At 68.1% G+C, this 24985-nt stretch carries 20 protein-coding genes and 1 pseudogene; 9 read left to right on the top strand and 12 right to left on the bottom strand.

Annotated features, from left to right (window positions below):
* Positions 1-2: 2 nt before the first annotated feature.
* Entirely contained in the window at positions 3-1526 is a 1524-nt protein-coding gene (gene tnpB, locus ACNJ7E_RS36820) for an IS607 family element RNA-guided endonuclease TnpB (protein ID WP_280781551.1), read from the bottom strand.
* A gap of 110 nt (positions 1527-1636) precedes the next feature.
* Positions 1637-1903: pseudogene (locus tag ACNJ7E_RS36815) on the bottom strand (DNA recombination protein RmuC); the annotation flags it as partial.
* Between the two features lie 101 nt (positions 1904-2004).
* On the opposite strand from ACNJ7E_RS36815, the gene ACNJ7E_RS36810 reads away from it, so the two are divergent.
* Both ACNJ7E_RS36810 and ACNJ7E_RS36805 read left to right on the top strand, forming a co-directional pair.
* Positions 2005-3189, top strand: coding sequence for an exonuclease SbcCD subunit D (locus ACNJ7E_RS36810; protein WP_280781552.1), 1185 nt, complete (start codon positions 2005-2007; stop codon positions 3187-3189).
* Positions 3186-6167, top strand: a complete 2982-nt coding sequence (locus tag ACNJ7E_RS36805; RefSeq protein WP_280781553.1) for an AAA family ATPase — start codon at positions 3186-3188, stop codon at positions 6165-6167. The genes ACNJ7E_RS36810 and ACNJ7E_RS36805 overlap by 4 nt, the downstream gene beginning before the upstream one ends.
* 7 nt (positions 6168-6174) lie before the next feature.
* Here the strand turns inward: ACNJ7E_RS36805 and ACNJ7E_RS36800 are convergent, their stop codons facing one another.
* From ACNJ7E_RS36800 to ACNJ7E_RS36785, 4 genes are all read right to left on the bottom strand, one after another.
* A complete protein-coding gene (locus ACNJ7E_RS36800; protein WP_009479123.1) occupies positions 6175-7386 on the bottom strand; it encodes an AI-2E family transporter in 1212 nt (403 codons plus the stop codon).
* A 77-nt stretch (positions 7387-7463) separates the two neighbouring features.
* Positions 7464-7655 carry a YbdD/YjiX family protein gene (locus ACNJ7E_RS36795; RefSeq protein ID WP_005239019.1) on the bottom strand — a complete coding sequence of 64 codons (192 nt, stop codon included), beginning with the start codon at positions 7653-7655 and terminating at the stop codon, positions 7464-7466.
* Positions 7648-9951: a carbon starvation CstA family protein gene (locus tag ACNJ7E_RS36790; RefSeq protein WP_280781554.1), complete on the bottom strand. Its 2304-nt coding sequence runs from the start codon at positions 9949-9951 to the stop codon at positions 7648-7650. Before ACNJ7E_RS36790 ends, ACNJ7E_RS36795 begins: the two co-directional genes overlap by 8 nt.
* 126 nt (positions 9952-10077) lie before the next feature.
* A complete protein-coding gene (locus ACNJ7E_RS36785; RefSeq protein WP_418342166.1) occupies positions 10078-11655 on the bottom strand; it encodes an FMN-binding glutamate synthase family protein in 1578 nt (525 codons plus the stop codon).
* A 119-nt stretch (positions 11656-11774) separates the two neighbouring features.
* On the opposite strand from ACNJ7E_RS36785, the gene ACNJ7E_RS36780 reads away from it, so the two are divergent.
* Together ACNJ7E_RS36780 and ychF are read left to right on the top strand one after the other, a co-directional pair.
* Positions 11775-12185: a CD225/dispanin family protein gene (locus tag ACNJ7E_RS36780; protein ID WP_280781556.1), complete on the top strand. Its 411-nt coding sequence runs from the start codon at positions 11775-11777 to the stop codon at positions 12183-12185.
* 47 nt (positions 12186-12232) lie between these two features.
* On the top strand, positions 12233-13312 hold the full coding sequence (gene ychF, locus ACNJ7E_RS36775; protein WP_280781557.1) for a redox-regulated ATPase YchF: 1080 nt from the start codon (positions 12233-12235) through the stop codon (positions 13310-13312).
* On the opposite strand, the gene ACNJ7E_RS36770 is transcribed toward ychF, so the two are convergent.
* Positions 13302-14702, bottom strand: coding sequence for an MFS transporter (locus ACNJ7E_RS36770; RefSeq protein WP_348539627.1), 1401 nt, complete (start codon positions 14700-14702; stop codon positions 13302-13304). The two genes, ychF and ACNJ7E_RS36770, sit on opposite strands and share 11 nt — an antisense overlap.
* A 55-nt stretch (positions 14703-14757) precedes the next feature.
* Here ACNJ7E_RS36770 and ACNJ7E_RS36765 point away from each other — a divergent pair, with 55 nt between their 5' ends.
* Positions 14758-15294 carry a winged helix-turn-helix transcriptional regulator gene (locus tag ACNJ7E_RS36765; RefSeq protein ID WP_280781559.1) on the top strand — a complete coding sequence of 179 codons (537 nt, stop codon included), beginning with the start codon at positions 14758-14760 and terminating at the stop codon, positions 15292-15294.
* A gap of 12 nt (positions 15295-15306) precedes the next feature.
* On the opposite strand, the gene ACNJ7E_RS36760 is transcribed toward ACNJ7E_RS36765, so the two are convergent.
* The 3 genes from ACNJ7E_RS36760 to ACNJ7E_RS36750 form a co-directional block, all read right to left on the bottom strand.
* Complete coding sequence (locus tag ACNJ7E_RS36760) at positions 15307-16176, bottom strand: cutinase family protein (RefSeq protein ID WP_280781560.1); 870 nt, start codon at positions 16174-16176, stop codon at positions 15307-15309.
* A gap of 68 nt (positions 16177-16244) precedes the next feature.
* Entirely contained in the window at positions 16245-16649 is a 405-nt protein-coding gene (locus ACNJ7E_RS36755) for a DUF1304 domain-containing protein (protein WP_280781561.1), read from the bottom strand.
* Complete coding sequence (locus tag ACNJ7E_RS36750; protein ID WP_280781562.1) at positions 16646-17113, bottom strand: cupin domain-containing protein; 468 nt, start codon at positions 17111-17113, stop codon at positions 16646-16648. The genes ACNJ7E_RS36755 and ACNJ7E_RS36750 overlap by 4 nt, the downstream gene beginning before the upstream one ends.
* 86 nt (positions 17114-17199) lie before the next feature.
* Here ACNJ7E_RS36750 and ACNJ7E_RS36745 point away from each other — a divergent pair, with 86 nt between their 5' ends.
* Positions 17200-18243, top strand: coding sequence for a helix-turn-helix transcriptional regulator (locus ACNJ7E_RS36745; RefSeq protein ID WP_418342165.1), 1044 nt, complete (start codon positions 17200-17202; stop codon positions 18241-18243).
* A 37-nt stretch (positions 18244-18280) separates the two neighbouring features.
* Here ACNJ7E_RS36745 and ACNJ7E_RS36740 read toward each other — a convergent pair whose 3' ends face one another.
* Positions 18281-20308: an elongation factor G gene (locus ACNJ7E_RS36740; protein ID WP_280781564.1), complete on the bottom strand. Its 2028-nt coding sequence runs from the start codon at positions 20306-20308 to the stop codon at positions 18281-18283.
* Positions 20309-20446: 138 nt separating this feature from the next.
* Here ACNJ7E_RS36740 and ACNJ7E_RS36735 point away from each other — a divergent pair, with 138 nt between their 5' ends.
* Positions 20447-20917 (top strand): SRPBCC family protein, encoded by a 471-nt coding sequence (locus tag ACNJ7E_RS36735; protein ID WP_280781565.1) that lies wholly within the window; start codon positions 20447-20449, stop codon positions 20915-20917.
* Here the strand turns inward: ACNJ7E_RS36735 and ACNJ7E_RS36730 are convergent.
* Positions 20911-22566, bottom strand: a complete 1656-nt coding sequence (locus ACNJ7E_RS36730; RefSeq protein ID WP_280781566.1) for an alkaline phosphatase D family protein — start codon at positions 22564-22566, stop codon at positions 20911-20913. The two genes, ACNJ7E_RS36735 and ACNJ7E_RS36730, sit on opposite strands and share 7 nt — an antisense overlap.
* A gap of 124 nt (positions 22567-22690) precedes the next feature.
* On the opposite strand from ACNJ7E_RS36730, the gene ACNJ7E_RS36725 reads away from it, so the two are divergent.
* Both ACNJ7E_RS36725 and htpG read left to right on the top strand, forming a co-directional pair.
* Entirely contained in the window at positions 22691-22903 is a 213-nt protein-coding gene (locus ACNJ7E_RS36725; RefSeq protein ID WP_418342164.1) for a DUF4287 domain-containing protein, read from the top strand.
* A gap of 151 nt (positions 22904-23054) precedes the next feature.
* On the top strand, positions 23055-24983 hold the full coding sequence (gene htpG / locus ACNJ7E_RS36720; RefSeq protein WP_280781568.1) for a molecular chaperone HtpG: 1929 nt from the start codon (positions 23055-23057) through the stop codon (positions 24981-24983).
* Positions 24984-24985: the final 2 nt, after the last annotated feature.

Raw genomic sequence — 24985 nt, 5'->3', positions numbered from 1 at the left:
GTTCAGGCTGAGTGTTGTTTAGTGCACTCGGCATGAGTGTCCGGGTTATCCCGGTCACGTTCACCACTCGGTGGTGTTCCCGCAGCGATACCGTCTGCCCGCCGAGTGGCGGGTCTTATGGTTGGTTTCTGTCGGGCTTCTTTTACGTCTCGTCCGCAACTCGCCGAAGACGCACCACCGTCAACAACCGCTGCGAGTGCAGCGAGGTTGAGGGCGGCGTTGTGATCACGATCCGCGCGGAATCCGCACGCATCGCAGGTGAACACCCGAACATTCAGAGGTAGCTTGTTTTTCATTACCTGGCAGTCCGAGCAGGTCTTACTCGACGGATACCACCGGTCTGCCACATGCAGGCCGGTGCCGGTCCAATCGGTCTTGTAGGTCAGTTGCCGCCGGATCTCGGCGAGCGCCGCATCATGCAGGGCGCGGTTTAACCCCCGTTTGTAGGCGCCACCGGAACGGGTCATCCCTGCGATGTTGAGGTCTTCGACGACGACGGTGTCGAAGTCCCGCACCAACCGGGTGGTGAGTTTGTGCAGGTGATCGCGGCGCGCGGCGGCGATGCGGGTGTGCAGCGCCCGGATCTGTTCCTGTGTGCGCAGCCAACGCCGGGACGGTTGTTGACCGGTGCGGCGATCCGGGCCGACCCGCCGCGATGCGCGGCGGCCCAGACGACGAAGTTGTTTTGCCTGCTTACGTCCGTGCTTCGGGTTCTCGATCATCTCCCCGGTCGAGAGGACCGCGAGGTGCTTCACTCCGACATCGATCCCAACCACCGAACGGCCCACACCGCCATCGCCGACCGCGGCGGCACCGGTGGGTGGGAGTGCCCTGGCGGGGACCGTGGTCTCGACGGAGAACGACACCTGCCACCGGCCGCGGCGATACGAGATGGTCGCCGACCGGATCCGAGCCGACCCCGCGATCGTCTTGCGGGCCAGTTTGCGGGTGGATTCACACGTCCGGATCGCCCCGATCCGAGGCAACTGCACATGACGGCGGTCGCCGCCGTCGGTGACTAGCCCGAAACTGCCCGTTGTGAATCGGCAGGAGGGCACCGCTCGTTTGCTTCGGAACCGCGGAAACCCCATCGACCCTTTCCGTTTCCCGGACCGGGCATCGGACCAGTTCGATAGGGCTGCAGCGCAGTTCGCGAGTCCGGAACTGTACGCCTCTTTCGAGTTCTCCGGCCACCACGGCTGCCCGGTCTCGGAGTTGATCGTGACGTCGTTTTTCACGGTGTTCCAGTGTTTGCGCAGGCTGTACGCGGACCACGACACCAGCGGCGTCAACTCCGAGTTCAGGATCTCATACGACCGCTCCGCAGCGCGTTGGTCGAGGTTCGCTTTCACCCGCGACAGCGCCCAGTTATAGGCGAAACGCTGCGCCCCGCAATGCGACCACAACGCCTCGACCTGCCCCGGCTTGGGATCGAGAACATACACGAACGCCCGGATCACCAACCGAGACAGATCCGGCGCATCGACGTCAGCAGTCCGATCAGCAACTACAGCAGCGGCCGTCATGGGCGGTCCGCCGCGGCGGTCACGGCAGCGGTGGCACGGCGACGGGCACTGCGCTGCCCGTACTGGCGGGTACACAGCGACGTCATGACCACCTCGTCGTTGTTCAACGCCTGTTCCGCCAGGGCGCCGACGGCCTCGTGCAGCGGCGCAACCAGCCGTGAGATCTGCTCGCCGATCGCACCCAAGTGGCGGCGGGCGGAATCCTCGCTGACCGCGCCGAGCGACTGCTGCAGCAGGGCCTCGTTCTCGCGCAGCGCGACGAGCTGTGCCTCCGCACGCGCCGCCCGATCACCGCTCCGCGCCGCGTGCAGCAGCCACCCGAGGGCGGTGCCCGCGGCCAGCGCCAGGAGCATTCCGAGTGCAGCGAGTGCATTCATGTGGCTCACGGTGCACCGCCCCACCGACATGTCGAATCGCTCGGACGCCACGCGGCCGAGGTGTTCGAGGTTGTCGGCACGGTGCTCTACGGTCTCGGGACATGAGGATCTTGCACACTTCGGACTGGCACATCGGACGCACGTTCCACGGGGTGGACCTGCTCACCGACCAGGCCCGTGTGCTCGACGCGATCGCCGCCCTCGTCGCCGAGCACGGCGTGGACGTCGTCGTCGTTCCCGGTGACGTGTACGACCGGTCGATCCCCAGCGCCGACGCCGTCACCGTGTGCAACCGCGGATTCGAAGCGATCCGGGACGCCGGTGCGGTCATCGTCGCCACGTCCGGGAACCACGACTCCGCGGCGCGGCTCGGGGCGGGTGCCGCGTTCTCCCGCGCGGGCGGGCTGCACCTCATGACGACGGTCGCCGGGATCGGCTCGCCCGTCGTGCTCGAGGACGCGCACGGTCCCGTCTCGTTCTACGGCATTCCCTATCTCGAGCCCGAGATCACCCGCGCGCAACTGGACGTGCCGACCGCCCGCTCGCACGCCGAGATCCTCGACGCCGCGATGGACCGTGTCCGTGCCGACCTCGACGGGCGGAACGACACCGGTCCGTGCACCAGGTCCGTCGTCCTGGCGCACGCGTTCGTCGTGGGCGCGGAGGCCACCGGATCGGAGAGGTCCATCTCCGTCGGCGGCGTCGAGACGGTGTCGGCGTCGGCCTTCGGCGGGGTCGACTACGTCGCGCTCGGCCACCTGCACTCGCCGCAGACTCTCACCGAGAACATCCGGTACTCGGGTTCGCCGCTGCCGTACTCCTTCGGCGAGCGCACCCACAGCAAGGCGGTCTACCTCGTGGATCTCGACGCCGACGGACTGCGGGCCGTCGAGCGGGTCGACCTGCCGGTGGTCCGTGGTCTGCGGCAACTGACCGGGACGGTGCAGGCGTTGCTCGAGGACGACGCGTTCCGCGACGCCGAGGACTGCTACGTGTCGGCGGTGCTCACCGACCCGGAACGCCCGGTCGACGCCATGCGCTCGCTCCAGACGCGATTCCCGTTCGCCGTGCACCTCGAGTGGCAACGCCCCGAAGGCGGCGACGATCTGCGCTACCGCGACAAGGTCCACGGGCGCAGCGATCTGCAGATCACGCGCAGCTTCCTCACCGACGTGCGCAGCGAACCGTCGACCGGCGAGATCCGATTGGTGGAGGCCGCACTCGGCTTCGCCGGCCGGTCCGGCGAAGACACCGCCGAGGTCGTCGCGCTGGAACAGACGGCATGAGGCTGCATCGACTCGAGGTCGAAGCCTTCGGGCCGTTCGCAGGATCCGTGGAAGTCGACTTCGATCGGCTCGGCGCGGACGGGCTCTTTCTGCTGCACGGTCATACCGGCGCCGGTAAGACGACAGTCCTCGACGCGGTGGCGTTCGCGCTGTACGGCACGGTGCCCGGGGCACGGAAGGACGGCAAGCGCCTCCTGTCCGACCACGCGCCCGCCGGTTCCGTTCCGACGGTGACGCTCGAGGCGACGATCGCGGGCCGGCATCTGCGACTCGTCCGCAGCCCGGAGTTCGAGCGTCCCAAGCGCCGTGGGTCGGGGACCATCAAGGAGAACGCGAAGGCCATGCTCACCTGGCTCGACGGCCGCGGGGAGAACCTGTCACGGATCCCCGACATCGCCGACGAGGTCGGGCGGCTGATGGGCATGAGCGCCGACCAGTTCTTCCAGGTCGTCCTGCTGCCGCAGGGAGAGTTCGCGAAGTTCCTGCGAGCCGACAACGAGGAACGCGGTCAGCTTCTGGAGAGGCTGTTCGACACCACCCGATTCGGGACGGTGGAGGAGTGGTTCCTCGACCGCAGGCGTACCAGCGCCCACGACCTGGACGAGCATCAACGGGCCGTCGACGTCCTGCTGGCGCGGGTCGGGACGGCCGCAGGCATCGAGGGGGGCGCCGACGCCGATCCGGTGACCTGGGCCCACAAGCTCGAGGCCGAGGCGCGCGAGACCCGCGACCTGGCCGCGGACGACCTGCAGAAGGCCAAGAGCCAGGCGAAGGTGACCCAAGATGCGCTCGCGGAGGCGCGCCGTGTCCTCGAACTGCAGAACCGCAGGCGGCGAGCCGAGGCGGAACTCGAGGCCCACGCAGCGGAGGCGGACCGGCGGGCGGTCCTCGTCGCCGAATTGGCGGATGCGCGCCGGGCCGCACCGGTCGCGACCGTGGCACGCGACGCCGACGCCGCCCGGGCCAAGGCCGCAGCCGCCGCGCGGAACGTCGAGGCGATCACGGACGGATTGCGTTCGACGTTGGGCGGCGCCGATCTCGTGGCGGAGTTGTCGTGGCCTCCGACCGCCGACGAACGGGAGCACATCCGGTCGAGTATCCGGGCCTGGCGTGACGAGATCGTGCGCCTCGACGGGGCACTCGCCGAATCCGTCGCTGCCGACCGGCTCGCTGTCGAATTGAAGCGGCTACGTGCCCGGCAGGTCGAACTCGCCGAGGCCGGCGACGCGCTGTCCCGGGAGCGGGAACAATTGCCGCTCGCTCTGAGGGAAGCGGAGAAGGCGCTCGACTCGGCGCAGAAGGCCCGCGACGCAGTGCCCGCGCTCGTCGATGCCCGGGACCGGGCGGCCGACGCTGCCTCGGCGGCGGCGGATCTCCGCACCCGCCGGGCCGAGCGTGATCGGCTCGAGCGCGGCGTGCTCGATGCCCGGCGACAGCACCAGGACGCGCGCGAGCACTGGCTCGACCTGCTGCAACGTCGGATCGCGGGCATGGCCGCCGAATTGGCGGGCACGCTCGAGGACGGTGTCCCGTGCCAGGTGTGCGGTTCGCCCGAGCACCCGCAGCCTGCCGAACCGTCCGAGCTGTCGGTCACGAAGGCCGACGAGGACAAGGCCCTCGCGGCGGAGCAGAAGGCTGCGGCGGCGCTGACGACCGCGACCGAGAAGCTGGGCGCGGTGGAGCGCGCGATCGACGTGCTCGTCCAGCGCGGCGGCGACGGTGACGCGGACGAACTCGCGCAGGCACTCACGACCGCGGAGGCGGCGGTGGGGGAGGCGACTGCGCTCGGCGACGAGGTCGAGCGTCGGTCCGCATCACTCACCGAGCTGCGGGACCGCGAGAGTCACCTGCAGGAACGGTTGCGGGACCTGGGCGTCGACGCCGCCACCGTGGCCGAGAGAATCACGGCGAGCACGACACAGCTCGGGGAGATCCGGGCCCGGGTGAGCGAGGCGGCGGGCGACGACCCGAGCGTGGAGGCACGCCGCGCACGACTCGACGCGCTTGCGGAGTCCGCATCCGAACTGCTCGACGCTCGGGACGCCGGTGCCGGAGCCGAGTCGGCGGCCCGTGAACTCGCGGCCAAGGCCGAAACACTGGCCGGGGACGCCGGTTTCGACAGCTCTGCCGACGCCGTGGCCGCGGTCCGGACGGCCGCCCGTCAGGGTGAGATCGAGGCCCTCCTCACGTCGGCGCGCGACGCCGAGGTCGGGGCGCGCAGCGTGCTCGACGACCCCGAGGTCGTTGCCGTCGCCGAGGCAGATCCCGTGGAACTGGCGTCCGTCCAGCACGCGCACGACGTGGCCGCGGAGGTCGTGAACGTCGCCGTCGCGGCGGCATCCGACGCCGAGCGCCGACTGCTCGATCTGGAACGGTTCGTCGGTCAACTCGACAAGGCCGCCGAGGCGATTGCGCCGATGCAGGCCGCGCACGAGGAGTTGGCCGCCCTCGCCGAGGTGATCGCGGGCCGTGGCCAGAACGCCAGGAAGATGTCGCTGCGGTCGTATGTGCTGGCGGCCCGGCTGGAAGAGGTGGCCGTCTCGGCATCCGCGCGGCTCGGCCGGATGTCGGCGGGACGGTACGAGTTCGTCCACAGCGACGAGGCCGGTCCGCGAGGCCGCCGCGGTGGCCTGGGGCTGGACATCCGCGACGACTACACCGGAGTGGTGCGTTCGGCCAAGACCCTGTCCGGCGGTGAGTCGTTCCTGGCGTCGCTGTCGCTGGCGCTCGGTCTCGCCGATGTCGTCGCGGCGGAGTCGGGAGGCGTCGTCCTCGACACGATGTTCATCGACGAGGGATTCGGCACCCTCGACGCGGACACCCTCGACTCGGTGATGGGCGTCCTCGACGAGCTTCGTGACGGTGGCCGGGTGGTCGGGATCGTCAGTCACGTCGACGAGATGCGTCAGCGAATCCCGAGCCGGCTGCACGTGATTCGCGGACGCACCGGCTCCACGGTGGAGGTCGTCGCGGGTTGAGTGCCGGTCAGTCCGCCTTGGGCGCGACGGCGGCCTCGTCGACGGTGACGCCCTCCCGTTCGGCGTCGTCGAGGTCGTCGTTCGCGGCGACGGCGTCGGCGATGTTGCTTTCGGCGCTGTGCTCGTCGATCTGCTCACCGATGTAGCGCACCACCACGGCGGCGACGGCGGCGGTGGGCACCGCGAGGAAGGCGCCGACGATCCCGAACACGGAGCCACCGGCGGTCACGGCGAGCAGAACCACGACGGCGTGAAGTTTCATGCTCTTGCTCTGGAGAACGGGCTGCAGCACGTTGCCCTCGATCTGCTGCACCACGAGGATGATGATCAGCACGATCACGGCGGTGGTGAGACCGTTGGCCACCAACGCGACGAGCACGGCGAGAGCACCGGCGACGAACGCACCGACGATCGGGACGAAGCCACCGATGAACGTCAGGATCGCGAGGACCGGTGCAAGCGGCACACCGAGAATGAGCAGTCCGGCGCCGATGAAGACGGCGTCGATGAGGCTGACCAGTGCCTGCGTCCGGATGAACCCTCCGAGCGTGTCCCACATGCGGCCCAGCACCACTTCGAGGTGACGGCCCGCGCGGCCGCCGCCGACGGAGTGCAGCCACGGGATGAACCGCGGGCCGTCCTTGATGAAGAAGAACGACAGCACCAGCACGAGGCCGAGCGTGAGCAGCAGGGAGCTGGCGGTGCTGACCCCGGTGAACACACCGGACGCGATGACCGTCCCACTTTCCTGCACCTTCACGACGATCGTGTGGATGCCCTGGTCGATCTGATCGTCCTGCAGGTTGATCGGCGGACCCTTCAACCAGTCCTGCACCTGGTTGATGCCCTGGGTGGCCTTGTTGGCCAGCTCGGGTGCCTGGTTGACGACGGACGGCACGATGCCCGCGATGATTCCGGCGACGACGGCGATGAACACGACGAGCGACGTCGCGGCGGCCGCCGCCGGGGGGATACGCCGTCTCGTCATCGCCCGCGTCGGCGGCCACAGCACCGTGCACACCACGACGGCCAGCAGCACGGGGAGGACGATCACCCACAGCTTTTCGATGATCCACCCGAACAACAACGCGCCCAGCGAGATGGCCACGAGGACCAGCGACCACTTGGCCACCCACATCGCACCCACCCCGATGAGATGCCCGCGGTCCGGTTTCGTGATTGCGGTCCCGGACGGCGCCGGGGCTTCCTTCTCCGTCACAGATGGTCCTCCCTGCCGTGTCTGCTCAGCCGATCAGTACTGACAGTACTGGGGGACGCCGGGACGGCCCGGTGAGGTCAGCAGCAGCGGGCGCCCGGGTTCGCGTCGGCGTCCGCGTAGCGCGCCTTCCAGTACTCGCGCTCGGTCGGCACCTCGGCGTCCGGATGGTTCCGGCGAAGGTGTTCGACATACCTGCTGTAGTCGTGGTCGCCCATCAGCGACCCCGTCCACCACCAGGCGGTCCGGACGGCCCCCACAACCCTATTCATCATGGTGATGTGCCCTGTCCGTGTGAGTGTGTGCAGCACCGGGTGCGCGCACGACGCCCGACGCGATGAGTTCGTTCCATTCCTTGTCGAGTTCCTTCTCGGCGGCGGTGGGGACGAACCCGGCGGGAGCGAAGATTTTCGACGGCTGCTCGGGTGACTCGGTGGTCGGCAGTCCACCTGCCCGGAATGCCTTGATGCAGACGAGCGCTCCGGCCACCACGACGACGAGGACGAGTGCGGCGAACACGATCGACAGGGTGCCCTGGATGAAGGTGTTGCGGATGACGGCGTCGATGGCCTCGGGGGTCTTGGCGGAACCGAAGCTGGTCTTGCCGGCTTCCTTCGCTTCCTTGAACGCGGCGTGCTGGGACCAGTAGCCGACGGCGGTGTTGCCGGAGAAGATCTTCTGCCAGGACGCCGTCATGGTGACGATCAGATCCCAGACGAGGGGAACGCCGGGAATCCATGCCCATTTGAAGAGACCCCTCTTCATGACGATGGCGAGGACCACCGTCAGGGCGATCGCGGCGAGCAGCTGGTTCGCGATGCCGAAGAGCGGGAACAGGGTGTTGATGCCGCCGAGCGGGTCGGTGACGCCCATGAGCAGGATGGCGCCCCACAGTCCGACGACGGCCAGCGAGCACACCCAGGCTCCGACGCGCCACGACGGATCCTTGAACTTGCGGGCGGGTCCACCGAAGTTGCCGAGCGAGTCCGACAGCATGAACCGGGCGACACGGGTGCCTGCGTCGACGGTGGTGAGGATGAACAGCGCCTCGAACATGATCGCGAAGTGATACCAGAACGACTTGAGGGCGGCGCCGCCGAGGAACTGGCTGAGCACTTCCGACATGCCGAACGCGAGCGTCGGGGCACCGCCGGTGCGGGAGATGATCGACTCCTCGCCCACGTTCTCCGCGGCCTGCGAGAGGGTGTCGGGGTTGATGTTCGGGCTGGACAGTCCGAGGCCGTTCACGTATGCGGCGGCCGTTTCGGGGGTCCCGCCGGTGAGGGTGGCCGGCGCGTTGAGCGCGAAGTACAGGTGCTGGTCGATGATGCACGCGGTGACGAGCGCCATGATCGCGACGAACGACTCGGTGAGCATGCCCCCGTATCCGATCAGCCGCATCTGCTTTTCCTTCGCCAGCAGCTTGGGCGTGGTGCCGGAGGAGATGAGGGCGTGGAAGCCGGACAGCGCGCCGCACGCGATCGTGATGAACAGGAACGGGAACAGGGAGCCCGCGAACGCGGGGCCGTTGCCCTGGATGGCGAACGTCGTGACGTCGGGCATCTTGATGGTGGGTTGCGCGACCAGGATGCCGATGGCCAGCAGGATGATCGTGCCGATCTTCATGAACGTCGACAGGTAGTCGCGCGGGGCCAGCAGCAGCCACACGGGCAGGACGGATGCGGCGAAACCGTAGGCGATCATCAGCCAGGCGATGGTCACCTTGGAGAGCGTGAACCAGTCGGCGCCCCAACCGGTGTCGGCGACCCAGCCGCCGGACACGATGGCGAGGAGCAGCAGCACGACGCCGATCAGCGACACCTCCGCGACCTTGCCCGGGCGCAGGTACCGCAGGTAGACGCCCATGAACAGGGCGATCGGGATGGTCATGGCGATCGAGAAGACGCCCCACGGGCTTTCCGCGAGCGCGTTGACGACGACGAGGGCGAGCACCGCGATGAGGATGATCATGATGACGAAGACGCCGATCATGGCGGCCACACCGCCGACGAGGCCGAGTTCGTCGCGGGCCATCTGACCGAGGCTGCGTCCGCGGCGTTTCGTCGAGATCCACAGGACGAGGAAGTCCTGGACCGCTCCGGCGAAGACGACTCCGATGATGATCCACAGCGTGCCGGGCAGGTAGCCCATCTGCGCGGCGAGGACGGGACCGACGAGGGGACCTGCGCCGGCGATGGCGGCGAAGTGGTGCCCGAACAGCACCCGCCGGTCCGTCGGCATGTAGTCCTTGCCGTTCTCCAGGATCTCGGCGGGGGTGGCCCGGTCGTCACGGGGCTGGACGAGTTTGCGTTCGATCAGCCGCGCGTAGAAGCGGTAGGCGATGAGGTACGTGCAGACGGCGGCCACCACGAACCAGACGGCGTTGATGTTCTCGCCGCGGATGAACGCGATCATCACCCATGCGATGCCACCGAGGAGGCCGAGGACGGCGAACGTGATCCGCGCCGCCGGTGAGATGGGGGTGCGGTCCACGACGCCGACCGCTGGCAGATCCGGATCCGTTTTCAGGTACTCGATCTCGGATTCGGGGGCGGCTCTCAGGGCCATCGCGAACTCCTTCCCAGCGCCCCCGTCGTCATTGTGTGCCAGGGGTGACGCCGTCGATAGATGCCACATCTTTTGTGGCCCCCGTCACCCTATTGCGCCGACGTTCGGTTCGACGAAAAAACGACGTCAGAAGCGAGATGAATCGGCGTCGATCCAGTCGGTGAGCCAATCCGACGGCGGATCCTCGAGCAGTTCACCGGGCATCAGCCACTCGTACAGTTCCGCGTAGGTGCGCGTGGTGACGCCGTCGATCCGGCGGTTGAGCATCGACGGCGTCAGTTGGTCGAAGCTGTCGAGACCCATCGATGCCACCATCTGCTGGGCGCCGGCCACCGTCGACTTCTGGAACCGGAACACCCTGGCCGCCTTGTCGGGGACGTCGAGCGCGCGGGTCCGCGCCGGGTCCTGCGTCGTCACCCCGACGGGGCAGCGGTTGGTGTGGCACATCTGCGCCTGGATGCACCCGACGGCGAACATCATCGCGCGGGCGGCCAGGGTGAAGTCGGCGCCCTGGATGATCCGTTTGACGATGTCGGATGCGCTGGCGACCTTCCCGGACGCGCCGATCTTGATGCGGTTCCGCAGTCCGGCGCCGGTGAGCGCGTTGTGCACGAGCATCAGCCCCTCGGTGAGGGGCATGCCCATGTTGTCCTCGAATTCCACTGGACCTGCGCCGGTTCCGCCCTCGGAGCCGTCGACGATGACGAAGTCCGGGGTGACGTCGCGTTCGAGCATCGCCTTGCAGATGCCGAGGAACTCGGTGCGCGATCCGACGCACAATTTGAACCCGACGGGTTTGCCGCCGGAGAGCTTTCGCAGGGTGACGATGAAGTCGATCAGCTCGTTCGGGGTGGAGAACGCGGTGTGCGCGGGCGGGGAGATCACCGTCTTCCCGACCGGCACGCCGCGCGTCTCGGCAATCTCCCGCGACACCTTCGCCCCGGGCAGCACTCCGCCGAGCCCGGGTTTCGCGCCCTGCGACAACTTGATCGAAATCGCCTTCACCTGCTCTGAGGCTGCATGTTCGGCGAACTTGCCGGGATCGAAGTGGCCGTCGTTCGTCCGGCAGCCGAAGTAGCCGGACGCGATCTCCCAGATCAGGTCGCCGCCGTGCTTGCGGTGGTACGGGCTGATCGCGCCCTCGCCGGTGTCGTGCGCGAACCCGCCGCGCGCGGCCCCGGCGTTGAGGGCTTCGATGGCGTTCGCGGAGAGCGAGCCGAAGCTCATCGCCGACACGTTGAGAAGCGCGATGTCGTAGGGCCGTTCGCAGTCGGGGCCGCCGACGCGGACGGTCGGCGGCTCGGGCGGTGCCATCCGGGCGCGCAGCGAATGGGCCATGAACTCGTAGCCGACGGCGTGCACGTCCCGCTCGGTGCCGAACGGCTCCTCGGCGAGGGTCCCCTTGGCCCGCTCGTAGACGAGGTCGCGGGTGTCGCGGTCGAAGGGCGTTCCATCCGTGGACGATTCGATGAAGTACTGCTGGATCTCGGGGCGGATCTTTTCGAGCAGGAACCGTGCGTGCCCCAGCACCGGGTAGTTCCGCAGAATGCTGTGCCGTCGTTGCAGCAGATCCCATGTCCCGAGGGCTGCGAGTGCGAGGAGGACGACCGCGGCGAACCACCACCCGGTGGCCACACCGAGGGTCAGGGCGAGCGCGCCCAGTCCGAGGATCCATAACGCGAGGACGATCAACCAGCGGGTCACTCGCTGAGACTAGAACCTCACGTGAGTGCCGACGCGTACTCCGGCGCACTTTCCCACTCACGGGGGAGACAGGTGGGATAGTGGACGCACGAGGTCAGCTGCCACGACAGGGGGATGTCATGTCGGAGTCACCGAGCAATCCGGAATCGTCGAGCAATCCGGTGCCGCCGAAGCCCGGCGACACGGGTGCGTACGGCTACCAGTACCCCACGCAACAGCAGCCGACGCAGTCGCAGGCGTACCCGGGCCAGTACGGCCCACCGCCGCTGCCGCCCTCGAACGCCGGGTGGGCGGTGGCCGCCGTCCTCTTCTTCTGGCCGCTCGCGTTCGCCGCGTTCAACCACGTCCACGACGTGTACCCGAAGTGGGCGATGGGCGACTACCAGGGCGCCCAGTACGCGTCCGACCGCGCCAAGACGCTCGGCAAGATCGCCCTGTGGATCTGGGTGGCGCTGATCGTCGTCTTCGTCATCGGGTACGCCATCCTGATCATCGCCCTCGTCGCGAACAGCAATACCTCCAGCTGGTGAGGCCGATGGTCGTTGATCGGACGCCGACGCCGTAGAATCCAACGACCGTGAGCCTTACCCTCGGAATCGTCGGACTGCCCAACGTCGGCAAGTCCACCTTGTTCAACGCGCTGACCAACAACGACGTGCTGGCCGCGAACTACCCGTTCGCGACCATCGAACCCAACGTCGGCCTGGTCGAACTGCCCGATCCGCGGCTGTCCGAGCTCGCCCGGATCTTCGGTTCCGAGCGCATCCTGCCCGCCACGGTGTCGTTCGTCGACATCGCCGGCATCGTCAAGGGCGCCTCCGAGGGCGCCGGCCTCGGCAACAAATTCCTCGCCAACATCCGCGAGGCCGACGCCATCTGCCAGGTGGTTCGCGTGTTCAACGACGACGACGTCGTGCACGTCGACGGCCGCGTCGACCCGGCATCCGACATCGAGGTGATCGAGACCGAGCTCGTCATCGCCGACATGCAGACGCTGGAGAAGGCCCTGCCGCGCCTGGAGAAGGAAGCGAAGAAGAACAAGGAACTCAAGCCCATCCACGAGGAGGCGCTGAAGGCGCAGGAAGTCCTCGACGAGGGCAAGACCCTGTTCAGCGCGAAGGACAAGCTGGACTTCTCGCTGCTGCGCGAGCTGAGCCTGCTCACCACCAAGCCGTTCCTGTATGTGTTCAACGCCGACGAGGCCGTGCTCACCGACGACGCGAAGGTCGCCGAACTGCGCGCCTCCGTCGCCCCCGCGGACGCCGTGTTCCTCGACGCCAAGGTCGAGCAGGAGCTGCTGGAGCTGGACGAAGAGGACCGGCAGGAGATGCTCGACTCCATCGGACAGTCCGAGCCCGGCCTGCACGCACTCGCCCGCACCGGCTTCCACACCCTCGGCCTGCAGACCTACCTCACCGCCGGCCCCAAGGAATCCCGCGCCTGGACCATCCACAAAGGCGACACCGCCCCGCAGGCCGCCGGCGTCATCCACACCGACTTCGAGCGCGGCTTCATCAAGGCCGAGATCGTCTCCTTCGACGACCTCGTCGCCGCCGGATCCATGGCCGCCGCCAAGGCCGCAGGCAAGGTCCGCATGGAGGGCAAGGACTACATCATGGCCGACGGCGACGTGGTGGAGTTCCGCTTCAACGTCTGACGGCGGTTCCTCGCACGAGCACGCCGACCACCCCTGCGCCGACGAGTGAGATCAGCCCCGTGGTGACGGCGGCGTAGTTCCAGCCCGACACCATGCCGTCGACGGTGCCTACCGGGTCGAGAGCGATGATGCTGACGACGGTGACGCCGATGGACGAGCCGAGGTAGCGGGCGGTGTTGTTGGCGCCGCTGCCGAGTCCGCCCTGATCGGCGGGCACGCTGGCGACTGCTTGGCGGCCGAGGCCGGCGTTGAGGAGCCCGCTGGCGACGCCGGCGAGTAGCAGTCCCGGGACGAGGCGCAGCAGGGACGAGTCGGGGGTGAGGCCCGTCATCGTGAGCATGGCGACGCCGACGCCGGCGAGTCCGATGACGAGTTGTGGTGAGCCGGCGAGCCGCGCCGGGAGTGTGCGGGCGAGCAGCGATGCCACGACGCTCGTGCCCGACCACAGTCCGATCACCCCGGCTGCGGTCAGGGTGCTGACGTGCATCGTCTTGACCAGGAACGTGCATGCGAACGACATCAGGCCGATGATGCCCGCCCCGGTCGCGAGGGCCGCGAGGGTGGCGGCCAGGAAGTCGCCTCGGCGGAACAACGCGAGGTCGAGCATCGGGAACGGTCGCCGCAGCTCGACCACGACGAAGGCGAGGGTGAACACGGCAGCGCCGACGCCGCAGAGCACGGTGGCGGCGAGGTTGCCCTGCCTGCCCTCGACGAGTGCGACGAGCACCAGAACCATCGCGGCGCACAGCGTGACCGCTCCCGGGACATCGATCCGCTTCGGGACGGCGGAGCGTGACTCCGCGAGCGCACGCGTCGCGACCTGTCCGATCACGAGCGATGCGACGGCGAGTGCCCAGTACAGGCCGCGCCACCACCCGGCGAGGTCGAGGAGGCCGGCGAGGACCGGACCGACGGTGATGCCGGCGCCGACGCTCGCGCCCCAAATTCCACTCGCCGTCGCCCTTGCCGCCGGCGTGGTGAAGGCGTGTGCGACGGCGCCGAGGCTGGCCGCGATCAGTGCCGCGCCCGCCACTCCCTGGAGCAGTCGTCCGACGATGAACAGGACGGGTTCCTGACTGACCGCGCCGACCACCGCGCCCAGGGCGAGAAGCCAGGCACCCCAGTGGAACACCCGGCGCCTGCCGTAGTCGTCGGCGAGTGCGCCCGCAGTCAATAGGACCGCGGCGAGGCCGACGCTCATCGAACTGAGAATCCACGTCTGCGCTGCCGGCCCTGCCGACAGTGCCGCGGCAACGGTGGGCATGTTGCCGAGCGGGGCGCAGAACGCGACCAGGGCGACGAACGTCCCGAGCGACGCGACGGCCAGCGTGGTCCCCGGGCGGGGTGTGCGTGCGCGGATCGGTGGGGCAACCACAGTTGGTCTGTTCACAAGACTGAACTTAGAACCAATTTGGTCTGGTGACAAGACTGAATTGCGATAGCATGTGGGCGTGGCACTGGGAACCGGGTATTCGCAGCAGAACTGCAACCTCGCTCGCGCCCTCGAAGTGGTGGGTGAGCGGTGGACGATGCTCGTGCTGCGCGACTGTTTCTACGGGGTCCGCCGCTTCAGTGATCTGCTCGCCCATCTCGACATCTCGCGTGCCGTCCTGACGGATCGGCTGACCGCTCTCGTCGAGGCCGGTGTCCTCGTCCGTGTCGCCGACGGCGGTCATCCCGAGTACGAGCTCACCGAGGCCGGAAAGGCGCTGTGGCCGAGCATCTATGCGCTGTCGCAATGGGGTGAGCAGTACGTGTCGCCCGGCAGTTACCCGGGCCGCGTGTTCTCGCACGCGGAGTGCGGAACGCAACTCGATCGTTTCGGGCGATGTCCCGACTGCGGCACGATCCCGGGTCCCGAGGACCTGGTGGTCGCGCCCGGGCCGGGGGAGGCCGTCCGTCCCCGGAGCGACGCCGTCGCCGTGGCCCTGCGTGCACCGCGCCGGATGCTCACTCCGCTGCGTCCGCGCAGCGACGCCTGATCGGCGCGACCCTTACGCCGCGACGGGCAGGGCCGGTTCGAACGTCGCCCGCACCTGCAGCCATTGGGCGAGGATCTGGCATCCGGTGAGCCCGCTCGCATCGAGGGGTTCGCTGGCGTACGCGACGTGCCGCCCGCCCCGCGCATTGACGACGCGCACACCGCGCCAGGCGAGGCGCGGCGGTAGGTAGCCGAGCACCTCGATCGCCGCGGTCCGCAGTCGACGCAGGTCGGTGCGCCACTGCCGAGGGCTGACGCGGGTCTTGGTCGCGTTCTGGAAGCTGTTGTTGCGGATCAGTTCCCACGTTTGGGCGAGCCACGTCCGCAGCGCGCGAAACGACATCCACCGGGTGAGGTCCGCGATGTCGCGGACGTAGCTGTCTTCGCTGGCATTGCAGATCATGTCGTCCGGGTGCGCGATCCACTGGACCGGAACGGAGTCGGGGATCGGGGCGCCGTCGCCCGCGACACCGCGCCCGCGGCAGCCCGGCACCACCCCTGCGGGTTGCTCGGGGTCGGAGACGAGACCCACCGCGGAGAGGTTGTCGGCGCGCAGGGCGCCGGTGGCGATCTGCCCGAGCACCTCACGGATCACGGTGCATCCCTGCGAGTAGCCGATCAGCATGACCGGTCCCGGAGCGTCCTCCATGGCGTCGATCAAGCGGCGGACGCCGACCTCGGTGCTCTGCCGGTAGCTGAGCCCGCCCGCGGCGACCGGCCCGTACGACGCCGGATAGCCGACCCACCGCGACACGAACCGGTCGTCGAGGGCATCGGTGACGTCACGCAACAGTCCGGAGACGTGGCGTCGGTGGTCATCGGGGTGGGACTCTCCGGTGCCACCGACGGCGAGAACGGTCACCTGGAACATGGCTCCCATCATGCCGACCGCGAGTAAGGATCCGTTCGGTCGACCCTGAGAAGTTCCTGGCAATCGGACGCCGTGGGTTGTCACCCGATCGCCAGCGCGATCAAGGCCACCAGCGGGGGCACACTCTGCGACAGTGCGCCGACGACGCCGTCCCCGCGCTGTCGGCTGAGCGCCATCCGGTCCGACAAGGCCAGGGCGATGCCGGCGAGGAACATGAAGAGGCAGGTGTAGACGACGAGGGTGCGACCCGGAGTGTCGTGACCCGCCCACCACAGGATGACGCCGGCGATGGCGCCGGAACCGAGGAACAGGTTGTAGAAGCCGACGTTGAACGCCCACAGATGGGCGGCGGGCACATCGCTGCCGGGGATGCGGAAGATGCCCTCGTGCACCGACGGCCTGCGGAACAGGACCGATTCCCACACGAACGCCAGCAGGTGCACGCCCGCGGCGACCAGTGTGGCGATCTGCGCGACGATGGTCACGGCGCACCCGACCCGGCCGTGAGTTCGACGCCGTACCGCTCGATGACCTCGTGCAGCAGCCGGTCCATTTCCCCCGGCGCGTGCCTGTCACGGCCGACTGCGTCGAGATCACCGAAGAAGCGGCTGTGGGATGCCCCGGCGGAGACGAGGAGGAAGTCGGCGGACTCGGAGAGGACCGTGAACGTATTCATCGTTCCCGCCTCGATGGCGAGGGTTTCCCCCGCCGCGAGTTCGTACCCGGTGTCTCCGGCCTGGACCAGTATCCGGCCGCGCAGCACGTGGTAGGACTTCGACCACGGCTCGGCGTGCAGTGGGCCGTCCGGTGCGGTCCGGGACGCTTCGACGAGGAAGACTTCGTACGCCCCGCCGGTGTGATCGCCGCCGACCAGGATCGTGATGTCGGCGTCCGGCGCGGTGAGGCGCCTGCCGTCGCCTGCTCTGTTTACGTGAACGTGGGTGGACATACTGCGACGGTAGGACCGGTGCACCCCGCTGCCCATCCCCGGAATCTGGGATGGTGGTGTGCCTGTGACCAGCGCATACTGTGTTCATGCTGGAGGTCCGGGCGGAAAAGCTGCGCCGGGAGGTGCTCGCGGTCGCGGGATCGGGCGCCGGTGTCACGCAGCTGCACGAGCGCGCCATCGAACTGGTCGGTGAGACGGTGCGCAGCGACCTGACGTGCTGGGCGATGCTCGACCCGGAGACACTCGCGATCAGTTCGATGACCAGTGGGCGCAGCCGGATACCGCAGCAGTACGAACCGCTGCTCGCCGAATCCGAGTACAACGGCGACGATCCGGGCACGTTCGCCGAACTCGCCCGCAGTGGCCGAACCGTCGCGCGGGCCTCGGACCTACCCGCGGACGAGGTCGCGCACAGCCTCCGCCACGGCGCGGTGTGGGCGCCGCTGGGGCTGGGCAGGGAGGTCCGAATCGTGTTTCGCGTCGATGGCGTGTGCTGGGGTGCAGCCGGATTCGTGCGGTCCGGGCCGGATTTCACCGACCGTGAGCTCGAGTTCCTCACACTCGTGGCTCCCGGCTTGGCGGTCGCGACGCGGGCCGCGTCCGTGCACGCCCCGGCGGTCTCCGGTCGCGGCGACCAGGGTCCCGCGGTGGTGGTCACCGACGCCGCCGGCGATCCGATTGCGCTCACGGCCGCTGCCCGCGGCTGGCAGGACCGCTTCGACGAGGTCGCCCCGGGCAGGCTGACCGTGGTGCTGCGGGCCGCGACGTTCGGGGCGCGGTCGAGCGGGTCGGGGATCTTCAAGGCGCGGGTGCGCGACGCGGAAGGTGGCTGGATTCTGGTGCGCGCCACGGCCTTGATCGGCGGCGACGAACCGCAGACGGTGGTCACCCTCGAACCCGCCGTCGACGGCGAGCTGACGGGACTGCTGCTCGCGGCGTATGCGGTGACCGCACGCGAGCGTGACGTGTGCGCCGATGTGATGGCCGGCTACGCGACATCCGAGATCGCGGACCGCCGCGGCATCACGGTGAACACCGTCCAGGACCACCTGAAATCGGTGTACGCGAAGGCCGGGGTCCGCAGTCGCGCGGAACTCGCCGCTCGGCTGCGGACCGGTCGAGAGCACTAGCGGCGGCTCACGAACCGGCCCCGCCCTCCACGGCGACTCAGCGCGGTTCGGGCCGCTCCTGGTAACACTTGAAACTCAGTGCGAGACGGCCACGCCCGTGTGTCATCGAGCGCAGGGCGACCGGATAGTCGGTGACCTCGCTCGTCGGCACCGACGCGATCACGGTGACCTCGCCGTCCCCTGCCGGTTCGGTGCCCTCGATCTGGCCGCGGCGCCGTCCGAGATCCGCCATCACGTCACCCTGAAGCGCCGACGGCACCGTGACTTCGACGTGGTCGACGGGTTCGAGGACGAGGGTGCCCACCTTGTCGATGGCCGCACGGAGGGCGAGTGCCCCCGCCATCCGGAAACTGAAATCGTCGGAGTCGACCGAGTGATGCTTGCCGTCGAGAACGGTGGCCCGCAGGTCGACGAGCGGAAACCCGTGCCGGCCTCCGCGTCCCATCGATTCGGCGATCCCCTTGCCGACCGCGGGGATGAGGGATTTGGGTATCACTCCACCGCGGGTCTCGTCGACGAACTCGTAGCCCTCGTTGCGGGGGAGCGGCTCGAAGCGGACCGTCGCCACCCCGAACTGGCCGTGGCCGCCGCTCTGCTTCTTGTGGCGGCCCTCCGTCTCCACGGTGCCGAGCAGCGTCTCGCGGTACGCGATCTTGACAGGTTCGGTCTGGAGGGTGATGCCGTACCGCCGCTTCAGCCGGGTCAGCGCGACCTGCACGTGCACGTCGCCGGCGCCCCGGACCACCGTCTGGTGGGTTTCGCTGTCGCGGGTCACCTCCAGCGTCGGGTCGTCGCTGACGAGCTCGGCGAGGGCCGTCGCCAGTTTGTCCTCGTCGCCCGCGCTCTCGGCGGCCACGGCGATCCCGTAGACGGGACGCCGGTGCACGATCGGAGGCACGGTGAGGGACGAGCCGATCGGGGCGAGGGTGTCGCCTGTCGAGACGTCGGTCAGCTTGATGGCGCCGACGATGTCGCCTGCTTCCGCGGTGTCGATCGCCGTGTGTTTGCTACCGAGGACGCGAAGGAGGTTGTGCAGGCGCTCCTTCGCGCCGGTGCGCTGGTTGACGAGAATGTCGTCGGCGTGCACGGTGCCGGACAGGATCTTCACCAACGCCACCTGCCCGACGTATTCGTCGGTTTGCGTCTTGAAGACGTACGCGAGCGGGTCGCCGGACGGATCGCACCGCACCTCGGCGACCCCGTCGCCGTGAACCTCGATGCCCGGGACCTCCGACGGTGCGGGCGCGATCCGGCACACGAAGTCGAGTAACCGGTCGACGGCGATCGCATCGACAGCCGACCCGCACAGCACCGGCCACAGCGAGCCCGCCGCGAAACCCGCGCGGAGCGCGTGCTCGAGTTCGGCCACGGAGATGTCCTCCCCGTCGAGATACTTCGAGAGCAGGTCGTCCTCGATCTCGACCACGTCCTCCACGAGATGCTCGTGCTGTTCGTGCTCGCGGTCGGCGATGTCGGCGGGCAATTCGTCGCTCGTGTTCGCGGACCCGCTGTCGTAGAGGATGACGTGCTCGGTGAGGAGATCCGCGACCCCGGTGAACGCCGACGCTTCGCCGACGGGCAGGTCGACCGGCTCGACCCCGGACCCGAAATGGTCGCGGATCCCGGCCAGGACGACGTCGAACGACGCCCGCTCCTTGTCCATCTTGTTCACGAACAGGATGCGCGGAATGGAACGCTCACCGGCCGCCTGCCACAGCAATTCGTCGTTCACCTGCAGACCGCTGACGCCGTCGATCACGAACACGGCGACGTCCGCGACCCGGAGCGCGGTCATCGCGTCGCCGACGAAATCGGCGTAGCCCGGCGGGTCGAGCAGGTTGATCCGGTAGTCGCCCCACGAGAAGGAGGCCAGGCCGAGCGCCAGCGACTGCGTGCGGTCGTGTTCTTCCGGCTGGGTGTCGAGCACGGTGTTACCGCTCTCGACGCGTCCGGGCCGGGTGACGACACCGGCGCGGAAGAGCATCGCCTCCGCGAGCGTCGTCTTCCCGTTACCCTGATGTCCCATCAGAGCGATATTGCGGATCAGATCCGTCTCGGTCGTCACTGCTACCCCCACCACAGCACTGTCGTTGGGTCGCTCCCGACGATACCGCGCGAGCGACCGCCGGTGAGGCGTTATCTTCCACCTGGACAGGTGGGCGCGACCCCGTTCCACCACACCCGACACCGAATGGAGACCGGCATGGCTTCGGACGACTTCCTCGTCGAGCGTTCCACCGTCATCGATGCGAGCCCCGACGCCGTTCAGCCGCTCCTCGACAACTTCCGGCTGTGGCAGTCGTGGTCGCCGTGGGAGAACGTCGATCCCGACCTGAAGCGCACGTACTCCGGCCCGGCCTCGGGTGTCGGCGCCGCCTACGCCTGGGAGGGCAATCGCAAGGCGGGGGCGGGGTCGATGGTGATCACCGAGTCGGTGCCCGGTTCGAAGGTCGTGCTCGACCTGAAGTTCCTCAAACCGTTCAAGGCGGACAACGTCACGACGTTCCTCCTCGAACCGAACAGCGCCGGGACCACCGTCCGCTGGCAGATGACCGGCAAGACCAACCGCTTCTTCAAGATCGTGGGCGTCCTCTTCCCGATGGACAAGATGGTGGGCAAGGACTTCGAGAAGGGGCTCGCCCAGCTGAAGGCGGCGGCCGAGCAGCGTCAGTAGTCGTTTCCCGTCGTCAACTCGAGGTCGGTCATGGTCTTGAACCGCGGCGTGCCGTCGCGGTCGTTGCGTGCCTGTTCCATCACGAGGCGGGCGGTCCGTCCGTTCAGGTGGAGCGTCGCGACCTGATCGCCGAAGAACGGTCCTGCGACCTTCGACCAGTGGATGGGTACGGGTGGCACTCGCGACACCCGGCCGAGGATGAAACGCACGGTCCGCTCGGTGGCGCGCCGCCACGAGATCCGGAATGCCACTTTCATGGCGGCCGGAACGTAGTTGTGCAGGGGAGAGCACGTCAGCTGATACACCAGTGACTGCAGCTTCTCGGCGTAGTGCGCCTGCGCGACGTAGGCGTGGTGGACGTCCCCGGACAGCACCGAGATGGTGGACGGCGCCCGCCCGGCCGGCCCGGCCTTGCGGCCTGCGCCGACCTCGGCGAAGAGGCGGGCCAACCGGTCGAACGAGTCACGGAACGCCGCCCAGTGCTCGAGGTCCGCCCCCCGCCGGATCTTCTCCGCCACGGCCGCCACCCGCGGGCCGCGGGACCCGGCGGCGAGCCGTTCGTCCCAGGACTCCAGGTCGTGAAGGGCGCGGGGCAGCAACCACGGCAGAGACGTCCCGACGAGCAGGTGGTCGTAGTCGCCCTCGGTCTGACGTTCGATCCAGGAGAATTCGGGGTCGGACACCATCTCGCGGCGACCGCCGGAGAGGACACGCCCGCACCGCGAGTCGATGACGAGCAGCCGCGCGACCCCGAGGTCCCGGCGATACGACCATTGCGTGCCCTTGGCCCCGTCCGCTTCCTCGTCGGCGGCAGACGCGAATTCGCGGAGCATCGGCTCGACGTCGCCACCGTGCTTCCGAACCCGTTGATACAGTTCGTTTTCGGCTAGGTGGCTCGGCGCCAGGTTCCCGAGGTGCTGGTACACCCAGTACGAGGACAACGCGCCGACGATGCGCTCCTCCCACCACGACGTGGCCTCGAGTTCGTCGCGCCAGGATTCCGAGGTGTTCCAGTCGTCCCGGACGTCATGATCGTCGAAGATCATCGACGTCGGCACGGTGGACATCAGCCAGCGCACCTGAGGGTCCGTCCACGATTCGGCGTAGAGCCAGGTGTACTCCTCGAAATTGCGCACCTGCGGCCCCGGTGGCTCGTTCACGTCGTGGATCTCGGCGACCCGGGCCTCGGTCTCGGGGGAGAGTTCGTCGGCGTACACCTGATCCCCGAGCAGCAGCAGGGCGTCGGGCCACTGGTCCGGGGACTGTTCGGCCATCCGCACCGCATACGCGTCCAGGGCGTCGGCGCCGAGGTGCCGGTTGCCCTCCGTCGTGGACATCGTGGCGAACCGGCACGACCCGAACGTGAGAACCAGCGTGTCGTCGTCCTCCCGGAGCGTGCGGATCATCGACGGGACGGCACTCGGCAACGGCCACACCGGGCGGCCGTCGAGCGTCACCTCGTACGGGGTGGTCGACCCGGGCTCCAGACCCTCCACGACGACGAGCGCATAGTGGTGACCCGACACGTTCCACGTGCGTTCCTCGTGGCCGAGGACCCGGACGGTGCACGCCTCCGACGTCTCGACCCACACCGTCGCGTCGCACGTGCCGACATGTCTCAGCAGTGGCCCCAGAGTCAGCTCTGCCATGACGTCACCCTGCCGATGTTCGTTCCATGCAGTCAGCTTACGGACGTCGGCGTCGGCAAGGGCGCGACATCCGAAGATGCTTGTCGGACATTATGTGTCGGCGCGTGCCGGTAGCCTGTCGCGCATGGCTGAACCAGTGAAGGGCCCCGCGTCCTATTTCCCGTCGATCGAGGAGAAGTACGGTCGGCCGATCAGTGAATGGCATACGCTCATCCGGTCGTCCGAGCTGACCAAGCACATGGAGTTGGTGAGCTGGCTGAAGTCCGAGCACGGCCTCGGTCACGGCCACGCCAACGCGCTGGTCGCGCACACCCTGAAGGAGGACGCCGCCGGCTGACGGTCTCGGTCCAGGTCGGCGCCGGAGGTCCTCGCCGCCCTGGCGCAGCGGGATCCGGACCTCTCGCCGCGATGAATCCGGTATTCGGCCGCGGGCTATCATTCCGACGACGAATCTGGTGTCGAGGGTTCTGCTGTCGAAGGGAATCGAAGTGAGCACGAAAATCGAACAACTGGAGTTCCAGGCGGAGACCCGCCAGCTCCTGGACCTCATGATCCACTCGGTGTACTCCAACAAGGACTCGTTCCTGCGGGAGCTCATCTCCAACGCGTCGGATGCGCTGGACAAGTTGCGGCTCGAAGCCTTCCGCAACAAGGAGCTCCACGTCGACACGTCGGATCTGCACATCGAGATCGAGGTGGACGCGGAGCAGCGCACGCTGACCGTCCGCGACAACGGCATCGGCATGTCGCACGACGAGGTCGTCGACCTCATCGGCACGCTGGCCAAGTCCGGCACCGCAGACCTGCGCCGCAAGTTGAAGGAAGCGAAGGACGCCGCCGCCTCCGAGGAACTGATCGGACAGTTCGGCATCGGCTTCTACTCGACGTTCATGGTCGCCGACAAGGTGACGCTGCTGACGCGGAAGGCCGGCGAGAGCGAGGCCACGCGCTGGGAGTCGAGCGGCGAGGCCACCTACACGATCGAGGCGGTCGACGACGCCCCGCAAGGCAGTTCCGTCACCCTGCACCTCAAGCCCGAGGACGCCGAGGATCACCTGCACGACTACACGTCGGAACGGAAGATCAAGGAACTCGTCAAGCGCTACTCCGACTTCATCGCGTGGCCGATCCGGATGAACGTCGAGCGCACGGTTCCCGCGGAGGGTGACGGCGAGGACGAGGTCACCACGACGTCCGAGACGATCAACTCGATGAAGGCGCTGTGGGCGCGCTCGAAGGACGACGTCTCCGAGGACGAGTACAAGGAGTTCTACAAGCACATCGCCCACGCCTGGGACGATCCGCTCGAGGTCATCCCGATGAAGGCGGAGGGCACGTTCGAGTTCCAGGCATTGCTGTTCATCCCGTCCCACGCCCCGTTCGACCTGTTCATGCGGGACGGGAAGACGGGTGTGCAGCTGTACGTCAAGCGCGTCTTCATCATGGACGACTGCGACCAGCTGATGCCGGAGTACCTCCGCTTCGTCAAGGGTGTGGTCGACGCTCAGGACCTGTCCCTCAACGTGTCTCGTGAGATCCTTCAGCAGGACCGGCAGATTCGTGCCATCCGGCGCAGGCTCACCAAGAAGGTCCTCACCACGATCAAGGACCTGAAGGCCGACCGGCCCGAGGACTACCGCACGTTCTGGGCGGAGTTCGGCCGCGCGGTCAAGGAAGGCCTGATGTCGGACACCGACAATCGGGATGTGCTGCTGGGAATCTCGTCGTTCGCGTCCACCCACAGCGAGGAGGAGCTGACCTCGCTCGAAGACTACGTGGCACGGATGAAGGACGGTCAGGAGCAGATCTTCTACGCGACCGGCGAATCCCGGCAGCTGCTCGAGAGCTCACCGCACATGGAGGCCTTCCGCGCGAAGGGCTTCGAGGTGCTGCTGCTCACCGATCCCGTGGACGAGATGTGGGTCGGCGCCGTACCGGAATTCGACGGCAAGTCGTTCCAGTCGATCGCCAAGGGCGAGGTCGATCTCGACACCGAGGAAGACAAGAAGGCGCACGAGTCGGAGCGGGAGGAGCAGGAGAAGGACTTCGCCGGCCTGCTCTCCTGGATGGCCGACGCCCTGAGCGAGCAGGTCAAGGAGGTGCGACTGTCGACGCGGCTGACCACGTCCCCGGCCTGCATCGTCGGCGACGCGTTCAGTATGTCGCCGGCACTGGAGCGGATGTACCGGGCGTCCGGGCAGCCCGTCCCCGTCGCGAAGCGCATCCTCGAGCTGAACCCGACCCACCCGCTCGTCACCGGGCTACGGGAGGCGCACGGCGAACGCAACGAGGATCCGGCGCTGGGGGAGACCGCGGAGCTCCTCTACGGGATGGCGTTGCTGGCCGAAGGCGGCGAACTCGAGGATCCGGCCCGGTTCACCACCATGCTCGCCAACCGTCTCGCCAGGACGGTGTAGTT

It is taken from the genome of Rhodococcus mengyinensis (assembly GCF_048381435.1).
Lineage (GTDB): Bacteria > Actinomycetota > Actinomycetes > Mycobacteriales > Mycobacteriaceae > Rhodococcus_F > Rhodococcus_F opacus_D.
The sequence above is the reverse complement of the archived record's forward strand: the minus strand, read 5'-3'. Positions and strand labels throughout refer to the sequence as shown.

Coding starts and splice junctions, on each gene's coding strand:
- tnpB (WP_280781551.1), bottom strand. CDS start 1,526: ATGACGGCCGCTGCTGTAGTTGCTGATCGGACTGCTGACGTCGATGCG.
- ACNJ7E_RS36810 (WP_280781552.1), top strand. CDS start 2,005: ATGAGGATCTTGCACACTTCGGACTGGCACATCGGACGCACGTTCCAC.
- ACNJ7E_RS36805 (WP_280781553.1), top strand. CDS start 3,186: ATGAGGCTGCATCGACTCGAGGTCGAAGCCTTCGGGCCGTTCGCAGGA.
- ACNJ7E_RS36795 (WP_005239019.1), bottom strand. CDS start 7,655: ATGAATAGGGTTGTGGGGGCCGTCCGGACCGCCTGGTGGTGGACGGGG.
- ACNJ7E_RS36790 (WP_280781554.1), bottom strand. CDS start 9,951: ATGGCCCTGAGAGCCGCCCCCGAATCCGAGATCGAGTACCTGAAAACG.
- ACNJ7E_RS36780 (WP_280781556.1), top strand. CDS start 11,775: ATGTCGGAGTCACCGAGCAATCCGGAATCGTCGAGCAATCCGGTGCCG.
- ACNJ7E_RS36760 (WP_280781560.1), bottom strand. CDS start 16,176: ATGATGGGAGCCATGTTCCAGGTGACCGTTCTCGCCGTCGGTGGCACC.
- ACNJ7E_RS36750 (WP_280781562.1), bottom strand. CDS start 17,113: ATGTCCACCCACGTTCACGTAAACAGAGCAGGCGACGGCAGGCGCCTC.
- ACNJ7E_RS36745 (WP_418342165.1), top strand. CDS start 17,200: ATGCTGGAGGTCCGGGCGGAAAAGCTGCGCCGGGAGGTGCTCGCGGTC.
- ACNJ7E_RS36735 (WP_280781565.1), top strand. CDS start 20,447: ATGGCTTCGGACGACTTCCTCGTCGAGCGTTCCACCGTCATCGATGCG.
- ACNJ7E_RS36730 (WP_280781566.1), bottom strand. CDS start 22,566: ATGGCAGAGCTGACTCTGGGGCCACTGCTGAGACATGTCGGCACGTGC.
- ACNJ7E_RS36725 (WP_418342164.1), top strand. CDS start 22,691: ATGGCTGAACCAGTGAAGGGCCCCGCGTCCTATTTCCCGTCGATCGAG.